Genomic DNA, 12,415 nt, shown 5'->3' with positions numbered 1-12,415 from the left:
CCCGCCGGTGAACAGCGGCGAGCGCTGGCGTCTGGCAGTCAAATTGAAGCGCCCGGTCGGGCTCCTCAATCCGCAGGCGTTCGATTACCAGGCCTGGTTGCTGGCACAACACATCGGGGCGACCGGGACGGTCAAGCAGGGCGAACGCCTTGCGCCAGCCCAATGGGCCTGGCGCGATAGCATCCGCCAGCGTTTGCAAGCGGTGAATGCCCAGGGGCGAGGCGGCGCGTTGACGGCGTTGGTGCTCGGGGACGGTGCCGGGCTGAGCCGCGAAGACTGGCAGGTATTGCAGGACACCGGCACGGTGCATCTGTTGGTGATTTCCGGGCAGCACATCGGCTTGCTGGCGGGCGTCGTGTATCTGCTGATTGCCGTCCTGGCCCGCCTTGGGTTGTGGCCGAACCGCCTGTCATGGTTGCCTTGGGCGTGTGGCCTGGCATTCGCCGCGGCGCTCGGTTACGGGATGCTCGCCGGATTCGGGGTGCCGGTGCGACGAGCCTGCCTGATGCTGGGCCTGGTGTTGTTGTGGCGTCTGCGGTTTCGTCATCTCGGTGCATGGTGGCCGCTTTTGCTGGCCCTCTGCGGCATTTTGCTGCTGGAGCCGCTGGCGAGTCTCCAGCCTGGTTTCTGGCTGTCTTTCGCGGCCGTGGCCGTCTTGATATTGACCTTCGGCGGCCGATTGGGCCCCTGGCGATGGTGGCAAACCTGGACCCGTGCCCAGTGGCTGATTGCTATCGGATTGTGCCCGTTACTGTTGATATTGGGATTGCCGATCAGCCTTAGCGGTCCGGCAGCCAATTTGCTGGCGGTGCCGTGGATCAGTCTGCTGGTGTTGCCGCCGGCCTTGCTTGGGACATTGCTGTTGCCGGTGCCCTACGTGGGCGAGGGCCTGTTGTGGCTGGCGGGCGGATTGATCGATGGGTTGTTCAGGGGCCTGGCATTGTTGGCCGAGGTGCTACCCGCGTGGGTGCCGAAGGCGATTCCTTTGGGGGTATGGAGCCTCGGCGCGCTGGGCGCTTTTCTACTGCTGTTGCCGCGTGGCGTTCCGTTGCGCCCGTTGGGTTGGCCTCTGCTGCTGTTGCTGGTATTCCCACCCCGGTCAATGCTGCCGGAAGGCACCGCTGAAGTCTGGCAGCTGGACGTGGGGCAGGGGTTGGCTGTTCTGGTGCGAACCCGGCATCACACCTTGCTGTATGACGCCGGACCGCGATTCGGTGAACTCGATCAGGGGGAGCGGGTGGTGCTGCCGGCGTTGCGCAAACTCGGGGTGAAGGACCTCGACCTGATGCTGATCAGCCACGCCCACGCCGACCATGCTGGCGGTGCCCGGGCGATTGCCAAAGGCTTGCCTGTGAAGCAGGTGGTCAGTGGTGAACCGTCAGACTTGCCTGTGGAGTTGCAGGCCGGGCGTTGTGAGAGCGGCCGGCAATGGACCTGGGATGAAGTCGATTTCCAGCTTTGGCACTGGCCATTGGCCGGCGACAGCAACCAGAACTCTTGTGTCTTGTTGATCGAGGCCAATGGCGAACGGTTGCTGTTGAGTGGCGACATCGATGCCGCCGCCGAAAGAGCCCTGCTGGACAGTCCGTTGGCCCTGCCCACCGAGTGGCTGCAGGCGCCACACCACGGCAGTCGCAGTTCGTCGTCAAACGCCCTGCTGGACGTCCTGCAACCTAAAGGGGCGCTGATCTCCCGCGGCCAGGGCAATTCGTTTGGCCATCCGCATCCCACGGTCATCGCGCGTTATCAAAAACGCGGGATGGCGATCTACGACAGCGTCGAACAGGGTGCCATTCGTCTGCAACTGGGGCGCTTCGAGCCGCCGTGGTCGATGCGCCAGGAACGGCGTTTCTGGCGCGATCCGCCGCCTTTGAACCCATGACCGAGCGTTATCAAAGCCCGACCGGTTGCGACATCACGGTCTTCGGTGCGTCCACCCCCTATGTTAGAGTGGCGCACTTTTTCGAGGGGATTGTCACTGTGTGGGAATTGGTCAAATCCGGCGGCTGGATGATGCTGCCGATCATTCTGAGCTCCATCGTGGCCATGGCCATCGTCGCCGAACGTCTCTGGACACTGCGCGCCAGCCGCGTGACCCCGGAGCATTTGCTCGGGCAGGTCTGGGTCTGGATCAAGGACAAACAGCTCAACAAGGAAAAACTCAAGGAACTGCGCGCCAACTCCCCGTTGGGCGAGATCCTGGCGGCCGGCCTGGCCAACTCCAAGCATGGTCGCGAGATCATGAAGGAGTGTATCGAAGAGGCCGCACAACGGGTCATCCATGAGCTCGAGCGCTACGTCGCCGCCCTCGGCACCATCGCCGCCATGGCGCCGTTGCTGGGCCTGCTGGGTACGGTGCTGGGCATGATCGATATTTTCAGTGCGTTCACAGGCTCAGGCATGACCACCAACGCTTCGGTACTGGCCGGTGGCATTTCCAAGGCCCTGATCACCACGGCCGCGGGCCTGATGGTGGGTATCCCCGCAGTGTTCTTCCACCGTTTCCTGCAACGCCGGATCGATGAGCTGGTGGTGGGCATGGAGCAGGAAGCGATCAAGCTGGTCGAAGTGGTGCAGGGTGATCGCGACGTGGACCTGACCGGGAGCAAAGCGTGAAATTCCGCCGCAAACCACGGGAAACGGTGGACATCAACCTCGCATCGCTGATCGACGTGGTGTTCATCCTGCTGCTGTTTTTTGTCGTGACCACCACCTTCACCCGTGAAACCCAGCTGCGCGTCGATCTGCCGGAAGCCGTCAGCGGTACGCCGGCCGACGATCAGAGCAAGCCGCTGGACATCGCCATCAGCGCCGACGGCGTGTTCTCGGTGAACAACCAGATCCTGCCGAAAAGCGACCTGGCCTCGCTGATGGACGCACTGCAAAAAGAAGCCAATGGCGACACCAACCGGCCGCTGTCCATCAGTGCTGACGGCAAGACTGCGCATCAGTCCGTGGTGACGGCCATGGATGCCGCCGGCAAACTCGGCTTCAGTCACTTGCGCATGACCACTATCGAGGCGGCGCCTCCCGCGCCCTGATGGCCATGTCCGATCGATTGCTCGCCGCGTGGTACGCAGGTCATCCGGCCCTGAAGCTGTTACAGCCACTGGAATGGCTGTACCGGCGCGTGGTCATGAACAAGCGCAAGCGCTTTCTGGCGGGTGAGGGCGAGATCTACCAGCCGCCGGTGCCGTTGATCGTGGTCGGCAACATCACCGTGGGAGGCACCGGCAAGACGCCGCTGATTCTATGGATGATCGAGCACTGCCAGCGCAGCGGCCTGCGGGTCGGCGTGGTCAGCCGCGGCTATGGCGCCAAACCGCCACAATTACCCTGGCGGGTCGAGGCCGAGCAGAGCGCCGACGTCGCCGGTGACGAGCCGCTGCTGATCGTTCAGCGCACGGGCGTGCCGCTGATGATCGACCCCAATCGCAGCAACGCCGTCAAAGCCTTGCTGGCCAGCGAGCCACTGGACCTGATCCTGTCCGACGACGGCATGCAGCATTACCGCATGGCTCGCGACCTGGAGCTGGTGCTGATCGACGCCGCCCGCGGCCTGGGCAACCGCCGTTGCCTGCCTGCCGGGCCATTGCGTGAGCCGGTCGAGCGCCTGCAAAGCGTCGACGCGGTCCTCTACAACGGCGCTGCATCCGACCGCGACGATGGCTTTGCCTTTCAATTGCAACCCACCGCGCTGATCAATCTGCGCAGTGGCGAACGCTGTCCCCTCGATCATTTTCCCGCCGGCCAGGCCCTGCACGCGGTGGCGGGTATCGGCAATCCGCAACGTTTCTTCAAGACCCTCGAAACGCTACACTGGCAGCCTGTTCCACATGCGTTTGCCGACCACGCCGAATACAGCGTGCAGGCGTTGAATTTCACGCCGTCATTGCCGTTGGTGATGACGGAAAAAGATGCGGTGAAATGCCGTGCCTTTGCCGCCGCCGACTGGTGGTACCTGGCGGTCGATGCCGTGCCGTCGCCGGCCTTCGTGGCCTGGTTCGACACACAGTTGATGCGCCTGCTGCCGGATCGTTTGTTGCCTTAACTCCGTTTTTTCCAGGGAATGCTCATGGACACCAAATTGCTCGACATCCTCGCTTGCCCGGTCTGCAAAGGCCCGCTCAAGCTCAGCGCCGACAAGACCGAGCTGATCAGCAAGGGCGCCGGCCTGGCCTACCCGATTCGCGATGGCATCCCGGTGATGCTGGAGTCGGAAGCGCGCACCCTGACCACCGATGAGCGTCTGGATAAATGACCACAGCCTTTACCGTTGTCATTCCATCGCGTTATGCCTCCACCCGCCTGCCAGGCAAGCCGCTGCTGCTGATCGCCGGCAAGCCGATGATCCAGCACGTCTGGGAACAGGCGAGCAAAAGCAGCGCCGGGCGGGTGGTGGTTGCCACTGACGACGCGCGCATCGTCGAGGCCTGCAATGGCTTCGGTGCGGAAGTGGTGCTGACCCGTGAGGATCACAATTCCGGCACCGATCGCCTGGCCGAAGTCGCGATGAAGCTGGGCCTGGCGCCCGATGCCATCGTCGTCAACGTGCAGGGCGACGAGCCGCTGATCCCGCCGAGCGTGATCGATCAGGTTGCCGCCAATCTGGCGGCCCACGCTGAAGCGCGCATGGCCACCCTGGCCGAGCCGATCGAAGACGCGGACACCCTGTTCAATCCCAACGTGGTCAAGGTCGTCAGCGACCTCAATGGCCTGGCGCTGACGTTCAGTCGCTCCACCTTGCCCTGGGCGCGGGATGCATTTGCCGTAAACCCTGAGCAGTTGCCGGAAGGTGTGCCGTATCGCCGCCATATCGGCATCTATGCCTACCGCGCCGGTTTCCTGCAGGATTTCGTCAACTGGGGTCCATGCTGGCTGGAAAACACCGAGTGCCTGGAACAGCTGCGTGCCCTGTGGCACGGCGTGCGCATTCACGTGGCCGATGCACTGATCGCGCCGCCAGCCGGCGTCGATACCGTTGAAGACCTTGAGCGCGTTCGTCGCCTGCTGGAGGCGTGATGCGCGTTTTGTTCGTGTGCCTGGGCAACATCTGCCGTTCTCCTACGGCCGAAGGCGTGCTGCGGCACAAACTGCGCGAAGCGGGGCTGGCCGATCAGGTTGAGGTCGCTTCCGCCGGCACCGGTGACTGGCATGTCGGCAAGGCGCCGGACAAGCGCAGCCAGGCCGTGGCGAAGCTGCGCGGTTACGACTTGTCGGCCCAGCGCGCCCGGCAAGTCAGCCGCGCCGATTTCGCCACCTACGACCTGATCCTCGCGATGGATAACAGCAACCTGCGCAACCTCAAGGCCTTGCAGCCCGCCAAGGGCAAGGCCGAGCTGGACCTGTTCCTGCGCCGTTACCAGTCGCCGATCGATGAAGTGCCGGACCCGTACTACGACGGCGAGCAAGGCTTCGAGCAGGTGTTGGACCTGATCGAGCGCGCCAGTGATTTGCTGGTGATTGAATTGAAGGGACGGTTATGAGTTTGCAGGTTCGATCGCAGGTATCGCTCAAGCCGTTCAACAGCTTCGGCGTGGATGTCCAGGCCCGGCTGTTTGCCGAGGCCCATAGCGACGCCGATGTGCACGAAGCCCTGGCCTACGGGCTGGAACACAAAGTCCAGGTACTGGTGATCGGCGGTGGCAGCAACCTGCTGCTGACGGCGGATATCGATTCGCTGGTGCTGCGCATGGCCACTCGCGGGATTCGCGTGCTGAGCGATGACGGAAGTAAAGTGGTGATCGAGGCCGAGGCGGGGGAGCCCTGGCATCCCTTTGTGCAACACACCCTAGCGCTTGGGTTGTCCGGCCTGGAAAACCTCAGCCTGATTCCCGGCACCGTGGGTGCGGCACCGATGCAGAACATCGGCGCCTATGGGGTCGAGATCAAGGACGTGTTCGCCGGCCTGACCGCTCTCGATCGCCAGACCGGCGAACTGCGCGACTTCAGCCTGGCGCAGTGCAACTTCGCTTACCGCGACAGCCTGTTCAAGCAGGAACCGGGGCGCTGGTTGATCCTGCGTGTGCGCTTCGCCCTCGACCGTGCCGCGCATTTGCACCTGGAGTATGGCCCGGTGCGTCAGCGCTTGACCGAACAAGGTATCGACCATCCGACCGCCCGCGATGTCAGCCGGGCCATTTGCAGCATCCGCAACGAAAAACTCCCGGACCCGGCCGTGCTCGGCAATGCCGGCAGTTTCTTCAAGAACCCTTTGGTGTCAGCGGCGCTGGCGGCACGGCTCAAGGGTGAATACCCGGACCTGGTGGCCTATGCGCAACCCGACGGGCAGATGAAACTGGCCGCTGGCTGGTTGATCGAGCGGGCGGGCTGGAAAGGTTTTCGCGATGCCGACGCAGGTGTTCACAAGTTGCAGGCACTGGTGCTGGTCAACTATGGCGGCGCAACGGGCCTGCAATTGCTGAACCTGGCGCAGCGCATCCAGAAAGACATTTCAGACCGTTTCCATGTCGACCTGGAAATGGAACCGAACCGGTATTGAGCTAAGCTTTCAGGACAGATCAAAAAGCCCTGCACAATGTTTATTGTGCAGGGCTTTTTTGTTAATGCTCGGTTAACTTAGTCAGCTAACGATGCACAGTCTTGCTTCACCAAAGGCCCGGTGCAGACCGTTTGTGTCTGCATAAGAGAGCCGATTAGCCTGAGTCGATCTGCGTGCGACCCACCGAGATCCAGCGGCAGATTGCTCGACCCCATCACTCAAGATCCATGCGGGCGTGCCCATGATTACCCTGAAGCTCAATGGTCAAGACCATCATCTCGACGTCACCGAGGACATGCCGCTGCTCTGGGCGATCCGCGACGTGGCCGGTTACAACGGCACCAAATTCGGCTGCGGCATGGGCCTGTGCGGGGCCTGCACCATTCATATCGAAGGGGCTCCGGCACGCAGTTGCATCACGCCCATCGGTTCCGTCGTCGGTCAGAATGTCAGCACCATCGACAACCTGCACGCCGACCCGATCGGCAAAGTCGTCCAGCAAGCCTGGCTCGACACGGCGGTCGCCCAATGCGGTTTCTGCCAGGGCGGACAAATCATGTCGGCGACAGCGCTGCTCAAGACCCACCCGAACCCCAGCGACGAGCAGATTGAAGAAGCGATGGTCGGCAACATCTGCCGCTGCGGCACCTACAACCGAATCAAGACCGCCATCCGCCAGGCCTCCACTCACCTGAAGGAGGCCAAGGCATGAGCCGCTTACCGAATGATTTCACCCTGAGCAATCTGAGCCAGCTCAGTCGCCGTGGTTTTCTCAAAGGCGTAGGCGCCACCAGTGCGCTGGTATTGGCGGCGAGCTGGGGCTGGCAAGACGCTTTTGCCGAAGAAAAAGACAAGAAGTTCGGCGCCGACGGCATGCCCCACGGCTGGGTCGACGATCCGAAAGTCTATGTGAGCATCGCCGCCGATGGCGCGGTGACTGTGATCTGCAACCGCTCGGAAATGGGGCAGGGCGTGCGCACCAGCCTGACCATGGTGGTGGCTGATGAGCTGGAAGCCGATTGGGCGCGGGTCAAGGTACAGCAGGCCCCGGGCGATGAAGCACGTTTCGGCAACCAGGACACCGACGGCTCACGCAGCATGCGCCACTGGTACGAACCGATGCGTCGTTGCGGGGCTGCTGCACGCGCCATGCTGGAGCAGGCCGCCGCTGACCAGTGGAAAGTCTCGGTGGGCGAGTGCCATGCGCAACTGCATAAAGTCATCCATAAACCCTCAGGCCGCGAACTGGATTATGGCGCGCTCGCCGCCGCTGCGAGCGCTTTGGCCGTACCGGCGCGTGACAGCCTGAGGCTCAAGCAGCCTTCGGAATTCCGTTACATCGGCAAGGAAGGCACCAAAGCCATCGACGGTGAAGACATCGTCAACGGCCGTGCGGTGTACGGTGCCGACGTGCATTTCGACGGCATGCTGTACGCGACCATTGCCCGACCCACGGTGTATGGCGGCAAAGTCAAAAGTTTCGACGGTAGCGCGGCGATGAAAGTCCCCGGCGTGGTCAAGGTGCTGCAGATCGAAAGCCGTCCGTTGCCTTCGGAGTTCCAGCCCCTGGGTGGCATCGCCGTGGTGGCGAGCAATACCTGGGCGGCGATCAAGGGCCGGGAGGCGCTGAAAATCGAGTGGGATGACGGCCCCAACGCCAGCTACGACTCGATCGCCTATCGCAAGGAGCTCGAAGCGGCCTCGCTCAAGCCTGGCAAGGTGGTGCGCAATACCGGCAACATCGACGAAGCCATGAGCAGCGCCGACAGTACGCTGGAAGCCTCTTACTACTTGCCGCATTTGTCACAGTCGCCGATGGAGCCGATGGTCGCCATTGCGCGGTTCAAGGACGGTGCGTGCGAGGCCTGGGGGCCAAGCCAGGCGCCGCAGGTCACCCGGGAACGAATCGGTGAACGCCTGGGGCTGCCGTTCGATAAGGTCACGTTCAATGTGACCTTGCTGGGCGGTGGGTTCGGGCGCAAGTCCAAGCCTGACTTCATCATCGAAGCCGCGATCCTCGCCAAGGAATTCCCCGGCAAAGCGGTGCGGGTGCAATGGACCCGCGAAGACGACATTCATTGCTCCTACTTCCACACCGTATCGGCCGAATACCTCAAGGCCGGCCTGAACAAGGACGGTCTGCCGTCCGGCTGGTTGCACCGTACAGTGGCGCCGAGCATCACGGCGTTGTTTGCGCCGGGCATGAACCACGAGGCGGCGTTCGAACTGGGCATGGGCTTCACCAACATGGCGTATGCGATCCCCAACATTCGCCTGGAAAACCCCGAGGCCACGGTGCATACCCGCGTCGGCTGGTATCGCTCGGTGTCGAACATTCCCCATGGCTTCGCGATCCAGAGTTTTATCGATGAGCTGGCGCACAAGGCCGGGGACGATCCGCTGAAGTACCAGATCAGATTGCTCGGCCCGGACCGTCGGATCGATCCGCGCACCTTGAGCGAAGAGTGGAACTACGGTGAATCCCCCGAGCGGTATCCGATCGACACCGCGCGCCTGCGCACGGTACTGGAGACCGCCGCTAAAGCCGCGGGTTGGGGGCGTGAGCTGCCCAAGGGGCACGGCCTGGGTCTGGCGGTGCATTACAGCTTCGTGACCTATGTGGCGGCGGTGATCGAGGTAGAGGTCAAAGACGACGGTACGCTGGTGGTGCACAAGGCCGACATCGCCGTCGATTGCGGACCGCAGATCAATCCCGAGCGGATTCGCGCGCAATTCGAGGGGGCCTGCGTCATGGGCCTGGGTAATGCGGTGCTCGGGGAAATCAGCTTCAAGGACGGCAAGGTCCAGCAGGACAACTTCCACATGTACGAAGTGGCGCGCATGTCTCTGGCGCCGAAGGAGGTGGCTGTGCATCTGGTGACGCCGCCGGGTGACGTGCCATTGGGCGGTGTCGGTGAACCGGGTGTGCCACCGATTGCGCCGGCCCTGTGCAACGCGATCTTTGCTGCCACCGGCAAGCGCATCCGCAACCTGCCGGTTCGTTATCAGTTGTCGGGCTGGCAGCAGGCCGGAGCCTGATGGACAGCGCCGACCTGAACGTCCTGCGCAGTGTGCTGCAATGGCAGCGCGCCGGTCAGCGGGTGGTCTTGTACAGCGTGGTCGAAACCTGGGGCACGGCGCCCCGGGCCCCCGGCGCCATGCTGGCCCTGCGTGAAGACGGCGTGGTGATTGGCTCGGTTTCCGGCGGATGTGTCGAGGATGACTTGATCGCCCGGCTGCACGACGGCCGTCTCGCACTGGACGGGCCTCCGGTGCAACTGATCACGTACGGCGTGACCCGCGAGGAAGCCGCACGTTTCGGTTTGCCCTGCGGCGGCACCTTGCGCTTGACCGAGGAGCGCATCGACGATGGGGATTGGGTCGAGCAACTGCTGGCCCGATGCGAGGCCCATGAAATCGTTGCCCGTGAACTGAACCTGGCCACCGGCGAAGTGCTTCTGCAGCCGGCCAGTAAAGCTGACGTCTTGACGTTCGACGGTCAGACCTTGCGGGCGATCTATGGGCCGCGCTGGCGCTTGCTGCTGATCGGCGCCGGGCAGTTGTCGCGCTATGTCGCGGAAATGGCCCGCCTGCTGGATTTCGAGGTGCTGATTTGCGATCCGCGCAGCGAGTTCGTCTACGGCTGGGAAGAGCAGCACGGACGATTCGTCTCGGGCATGCCGGATGAGGCGGTGTTGAATATCCAGACCGATGAGCGCACGGCCATCGTGGCCTTGACCCATGATCCGCGCCTGGACGACATGGCGCTGCTCACGGCCCTGGATTCCAAAGCCTTTTACGTTGGAGCACTGGGATCTCGGGTCAACAGCCAGAAGCGCCGGGAAAACCTGGCTCAACTGGGTTTGCCGCAACCGGCGATTGACCGTTTGCATGGTCCGATCGGCTTGCACATCGGCAGTCATAATCCAGCGGAAATTGCCTTGTCGCTCATGGCGGAAATCGTCGCGGTCAAAAATGGCGTCGAACTGAAACAGAAGAAAGTCTTGCGGGAGAAGGTATGAGCGAGTCCATTGGCGTCGTCGTACTGGCGGCGGGGCAGGGCAGCCGGTTTCGTCAGGTGGCGGGTGTCGAAAAGGATAAATTGCTGGTCGATTGCACGGGGCGTGATGGCGCGGTTCGATCCGTCATTGAACACACATTGGTCAACCTGCCGGCGACGCTGGGCAGACGCGTATTGGTGACCACTGCTGACCGCCCGCAATTGATTCGCATGGCTCAGGCCTATGGCTGTGAGATTGTGCTGATCGAATCGACGGGAATGGGCGACAGCATTGCCGCCGGGGTCGCTGCCTGCAAACAACTCGATGGCTGGCTGATGGTGCTGGGGGATATGCCGTTCATCCTGCCGTCCAGTATCGAGCAAGTGGTGGCGGGTATTGGCAATGACAGCATCAGTGTGCCGGTACAGGGGGGTAAGTATGGGCATCCGGTCGGGTTTGGGCGGGACTTCGCAGCGGGGTTGATGGCGCTATCGGGGGATCGTGGCGCGAAACCGCTGTTTGCCCAAGGGCGGGTGGTCGAAGTGACTGTGGATGATTCAGGTGTGTTGTGGGATGTGGATGTGCCTGAGGCACTAACCTTCAGGCCAGCATAGGTCCTTGTGGGAGCGAGCTTGCTCGCGATAGCGGTGGATCAGCTAGCACCAATGTTGAATATCATTCCGCTATCGCGAGCAAGCTCGCTCCCACAGGGGATTGGGGGATATTCAGGGATATAAAAAAGCCCCGCCTGGGTTCACCAGGCGGGGCTTTTTAGTGGCCGATGGAATCAGGCGAGAGGTTTGGTCTCGTGCTCTTTTTCCAGGGCTTGCTCGTGTTGCTCTACCGCTTCCTGAACGGACCGCGGCGCTTCGTGGATCACCGACTCAGCCGGCTCGGCAACCACTTCGGCGGCCGGGGCAGGCGCTTCTTCAACCGCTTCAACCGGAGCTGCAGCGGCAGCCAGTTCAGCTTCCTTCTGCAGACGCTCGGCTTCGCGCTTGCGACGACGCACTTCACGCGGGTCGTTAGGCGCACGGCCACTTGGCGTCAGGGCGCTGACAGGAGCGGCCTCGACGACTGGCGCAGGCGCTTCGGCAATTACCGGAGCTTCAACGACAGGCGCTTCAACCACCGGCGCCGGAGCCGGTTCCGCGGCGGCAACCACCGGCTCGGAAACCATGGCTTCGGCCACTTGGGTCTCGGCAGCAGGCGCTGGTGTTTCAGCGACGGCTGGCTCGGCCACCCAGTTGAATGCCGTTTGCTCTTCACGCACTTCGCGAACGGTTTCAGTCACGGTCTCGACGACCGCTTCTGCAGCTACGGCAGGTGCTTCAACCACTGGAGCCTGCTCGGCAACCGCTTCAACGGCTGGCTGAGCTTCTGGCGCCACTTCGATTTCCGGCGAGGCGGTGACTTCGACCGGAGTGGTCGCTTCAACGACTGGCGCTTCAACCTGAGCTGCTTCCAGGGTCGCGGCGGTGGCGCGTTCGGCTTGCACATTGGCTTCAGCTTCGGCTGGAGCGCTGATCACGCTGCTGGCAACGGCTGCGGTCACGGCCAGGCCGGCGGCCAGATCGGCAGTGCTTGGCGCTTCAGCGTTTTCGCCGGACTCGGACTCTTCCGAACCTTCGATCACGTTGCCGTTGGCGTCACGCTGACGCTCGCGACGGTTGCTGCGACGACGCTGGCCACGGGAACGGCGGCGTGGACGATCGCCTTCGGCGTTTTCCTGACCTTCTTCCTGCAGTTGCTCTTCGTTGGTGGTCAGTTCTTCTTCGGCAGCGGCGGCAGCAGCTTGTTCGGCACGAGGCTGACGCTCTTCACGCGGTGGGCGTGGAGCACGCTCTTCACGTGGCTGGCGAGCCGGACGCTCTTCTGCGGTAGCAGCGGCGGCCGGAGCAGCCGGAGCAGC

Annotated in this window: 12 protein-coding genes and 1 pseudogene; 12 read left to right on the top strand and 1 reads right to left on the bottom strand. The window is 62.8% G+C overall.

Annotated elements, in window-relative coordinates:
- The 12 genes from PMI26_RS21860 to PMI26_RS21915 all read left to right on the top strand — a co-directional run.
- On the top strand, nt 1-1,882 hold a 1,882-nt coding region (locus PMI26_RS21860), incomplete at its 5' end, for a DNA internalization-related competence protein ComEC/Rec2 (protein ID WP_007972256.1).
- Nucleotides 1,883-1,980: 98 nt separating this feature from the next.
- Nucleotides 1,981-2,616, top strand: coding sequence for a MotA/TolQ/ExbB proton channel family protein (locus PMI26_RS21865; RefSeq protein WP_033047600.1), 636 nt, complete (start codon nt 1,981-1,983; stop codon nt 2,614-2,616).
- Complete coding sequence (locus tag PMI26_RS21870; protein ID WP_007972252.1) at nt 2,613-3,041, top strand: ExbD/TolR family protein; 429 nt, start codon at nt 2,613-2,615, stop codon at nt 3,039-3,041. Before PMI26_RS21865 ends, PMI26_RS21870 begins: the two co-directional genes overlap by 4 nt.
- Nucleotides 3,041-4,051, top strand: a complete 1,011-nt coding sequence (lpxK, locus tag PMI26_RS21875; protein ID WP_007972251.1) for a tetraacyldisaccharide 4'-kinase — start codon at nt 3,041-3,043, stop codon at nt 4,049-4,051. Before PMI26_RS21870 ends, lpxK begins: the two co-directional genes overlap by 1 nt.
- Before the next feature lie 24 nt (nt 4,052-4,075).
- On the top strand, nt 4,076-4,261 hold the full coding sequence (locus tag PMI26_RS21880; RefSeq protein ID WP_003179363.1) for a Trm112 family protein: 186 nt from the start codon (nt 4,076-4,078) through the stop codon (nt 4,259-4,261).
- A complete protein-coding gene (gene kdsB / locus PMI26_RS21885; RefSeq protein ID WP_007972250.1) occupies nt 4,258-5,022 on the top strand; it encodes a 3-deoxy-manno-octulosonate cytidylyltransferase in 765 nt (254 codons plus the stop codon). The genes PMI26_RS21880 and kdsB overlap by 4 nt, the downstream gene beginning before the upstream one ends.
- On the top strand, nt 5,022-5,486 hold the full coding sequence (locus tag PMI26_RS21890) for a low molecular weight protein-tyrosine-phosphatase (protein ID WP_007972249.1): 465 nt from the start codon (nt 5,022-5,024) through the stop codon (nt 5,484-5,486). The genes kdsB and PMI26_RS21890 overlap by 1 nt, the downstream gene beginning before the upstream one ends.
- On the top strand, nt 5,483-6,502 hold the full coding sequence (murB, locus tag PMI26_RS21895) for a UDP-N-acetylmuramate dehydrogenase (RefSeq protein WP_007972248.1): 1,020 nt from the start codon (nt 5,483-5,485) through the stop codon (nt 6,500-6,502). Before PMI26_RS21890 ends, murB begins: the two co-directional genes overlap by 4 nt.
- Nucleotides 6,503-6,743: 241 nt before the next feature.
- Nucleotides 6,744-7,214, top strand: a complete 471-nt coding sequence (locus PMI26_RS21900) for a (2Fe-2S)-binding protein (RefSeq protein WP_007972247.1) — start codon at nt 6,744-6,746, stop codon at nt 7,212-7,214.
- Complete coding sequence (locus PMI26_RS21905) at nt 7,211-9,541, top strand: xanthine dehydrogenase family protein molybdopterin-binding subunit (protein ID WP_007972246.1); 2,331 nt, start codon at nt 7,211-7,213, stop codon at nt 9,539-9,541. Before PMI26_RS21900 ends, PMI26_RS21905 begins: the two co-directional genes overlap by 4 nt.
- Nucleotides 9,541-10,524, top strand: coding sequence for an XdhC family protein (locus PMI26_RS21910; RefSeq protein ID WP_007972245.1), 984 nt, complete (start codon nt 9,541-9,543; stop codon nt 10,522-10,524). The genes PMI26_RS21905 and PMI26_RS21910 overlap by 1 nt, the downstream gene beginning before the upstream one ends.
- Entirely contained in the window at nt 10,521-11,117 is a 597-nt protein-coding gene (locus PMI26_RS21915; protein WP_007972244.1) for a nucleotidyltransferase family protein, read from the top strand. The genes PMI26_RS21910 and PMI26_RS21915 overlap by 4 nt, the downstream gene beginning before the upstream one ends.
- Nucleotides 11,118-11,290: 173 nt before the next feature.
- Here the strand turns inward: PMI26_RS21915 and PMI26_RS21920 are convergent.
- Nucleotides 11,291-12,415: pseudogene (locus PMI26_RS21920) on the bottom strand (ribonuclease E); the annotation flags it as partial.

It is taken from the genome of Pseudomonas sp. GM33 (genome assembly GCF_000282295.1).
In the GTDB taxonomy this organism is placed as follows: Bacteria; Pseudomonadota; Gammaproteobacteria; order Pseudomonadales; family Pseudomonadaceae; genus Aquipseudomonas; species Aquipseudomonas laurylsulfatiphila.
The sequence above is the reverse complement of the archived record's forward strand: the minus strand, read 5'-3'. Positions and strand labels throughout refer to the sequence as shown.

Coding starts and splice junctions, on each gene's coding strand:
- lpxK (WP_007972251.1), top strand. CDS start 3,041: ATGGCCATGTCCGATCGATTGCTCGCCGCGTGGTACGCAGGTCATCCG.
- PMI26_RS21880 (WP_003179363.1), top strand. CDS start 4,076: ATGGACACCAAATTGCTCGACATCCTCGCTTGCCCGGTCTGCAAAGGC.
- kdsB (WP_007972250.1), top strand. CDS start 4,258: ATGACCACAGCCTTTACCGTTGTCATTCCATCGCGTTATGCCTCCACC.
- PMI26_RS21890 (WP_007972249.1), top strand. CDS start 5,022: ATGCGCGTTTTGTTCGTGTGCCTGGGCAACATCTGCCGTTCTCCTACG.
- murB (WP_007972248.1), top strand. CDS start 5,483: ATGAGTTTGCAGGTTCGATCGCAGGTATCGCTCAAGCCGTTCAACAGC.
- PMI26_RS21900 (WP_007972247.1), top strand. CDS start 6,744: ATGATTACCCTGAAGCTCAATGGTCAAGACCATCATCTCGACGTCACC.
- PMI26_RS21905 (WP_007972246.1), top strand. CDS start 7,211: ATGAGCCGCTTACCGAATGATTTCACCCTGAGCAATCTGAGCCAGCTC.
- PMI26_RS21910 (WP_007972245.1), top strand. CDS start 9,541: ATGGACAGCGCCGACCTGAACGTCCTGCGCAGTGTGCTGCAATGGCAG.
- PMI26_RS21915 (WP_007972244.1), top strand. CDS start 10,521: ATGAGCGAGTCCATTGGCGTCGTCGTACTGGCGGCGGGGCAGGGCAGC.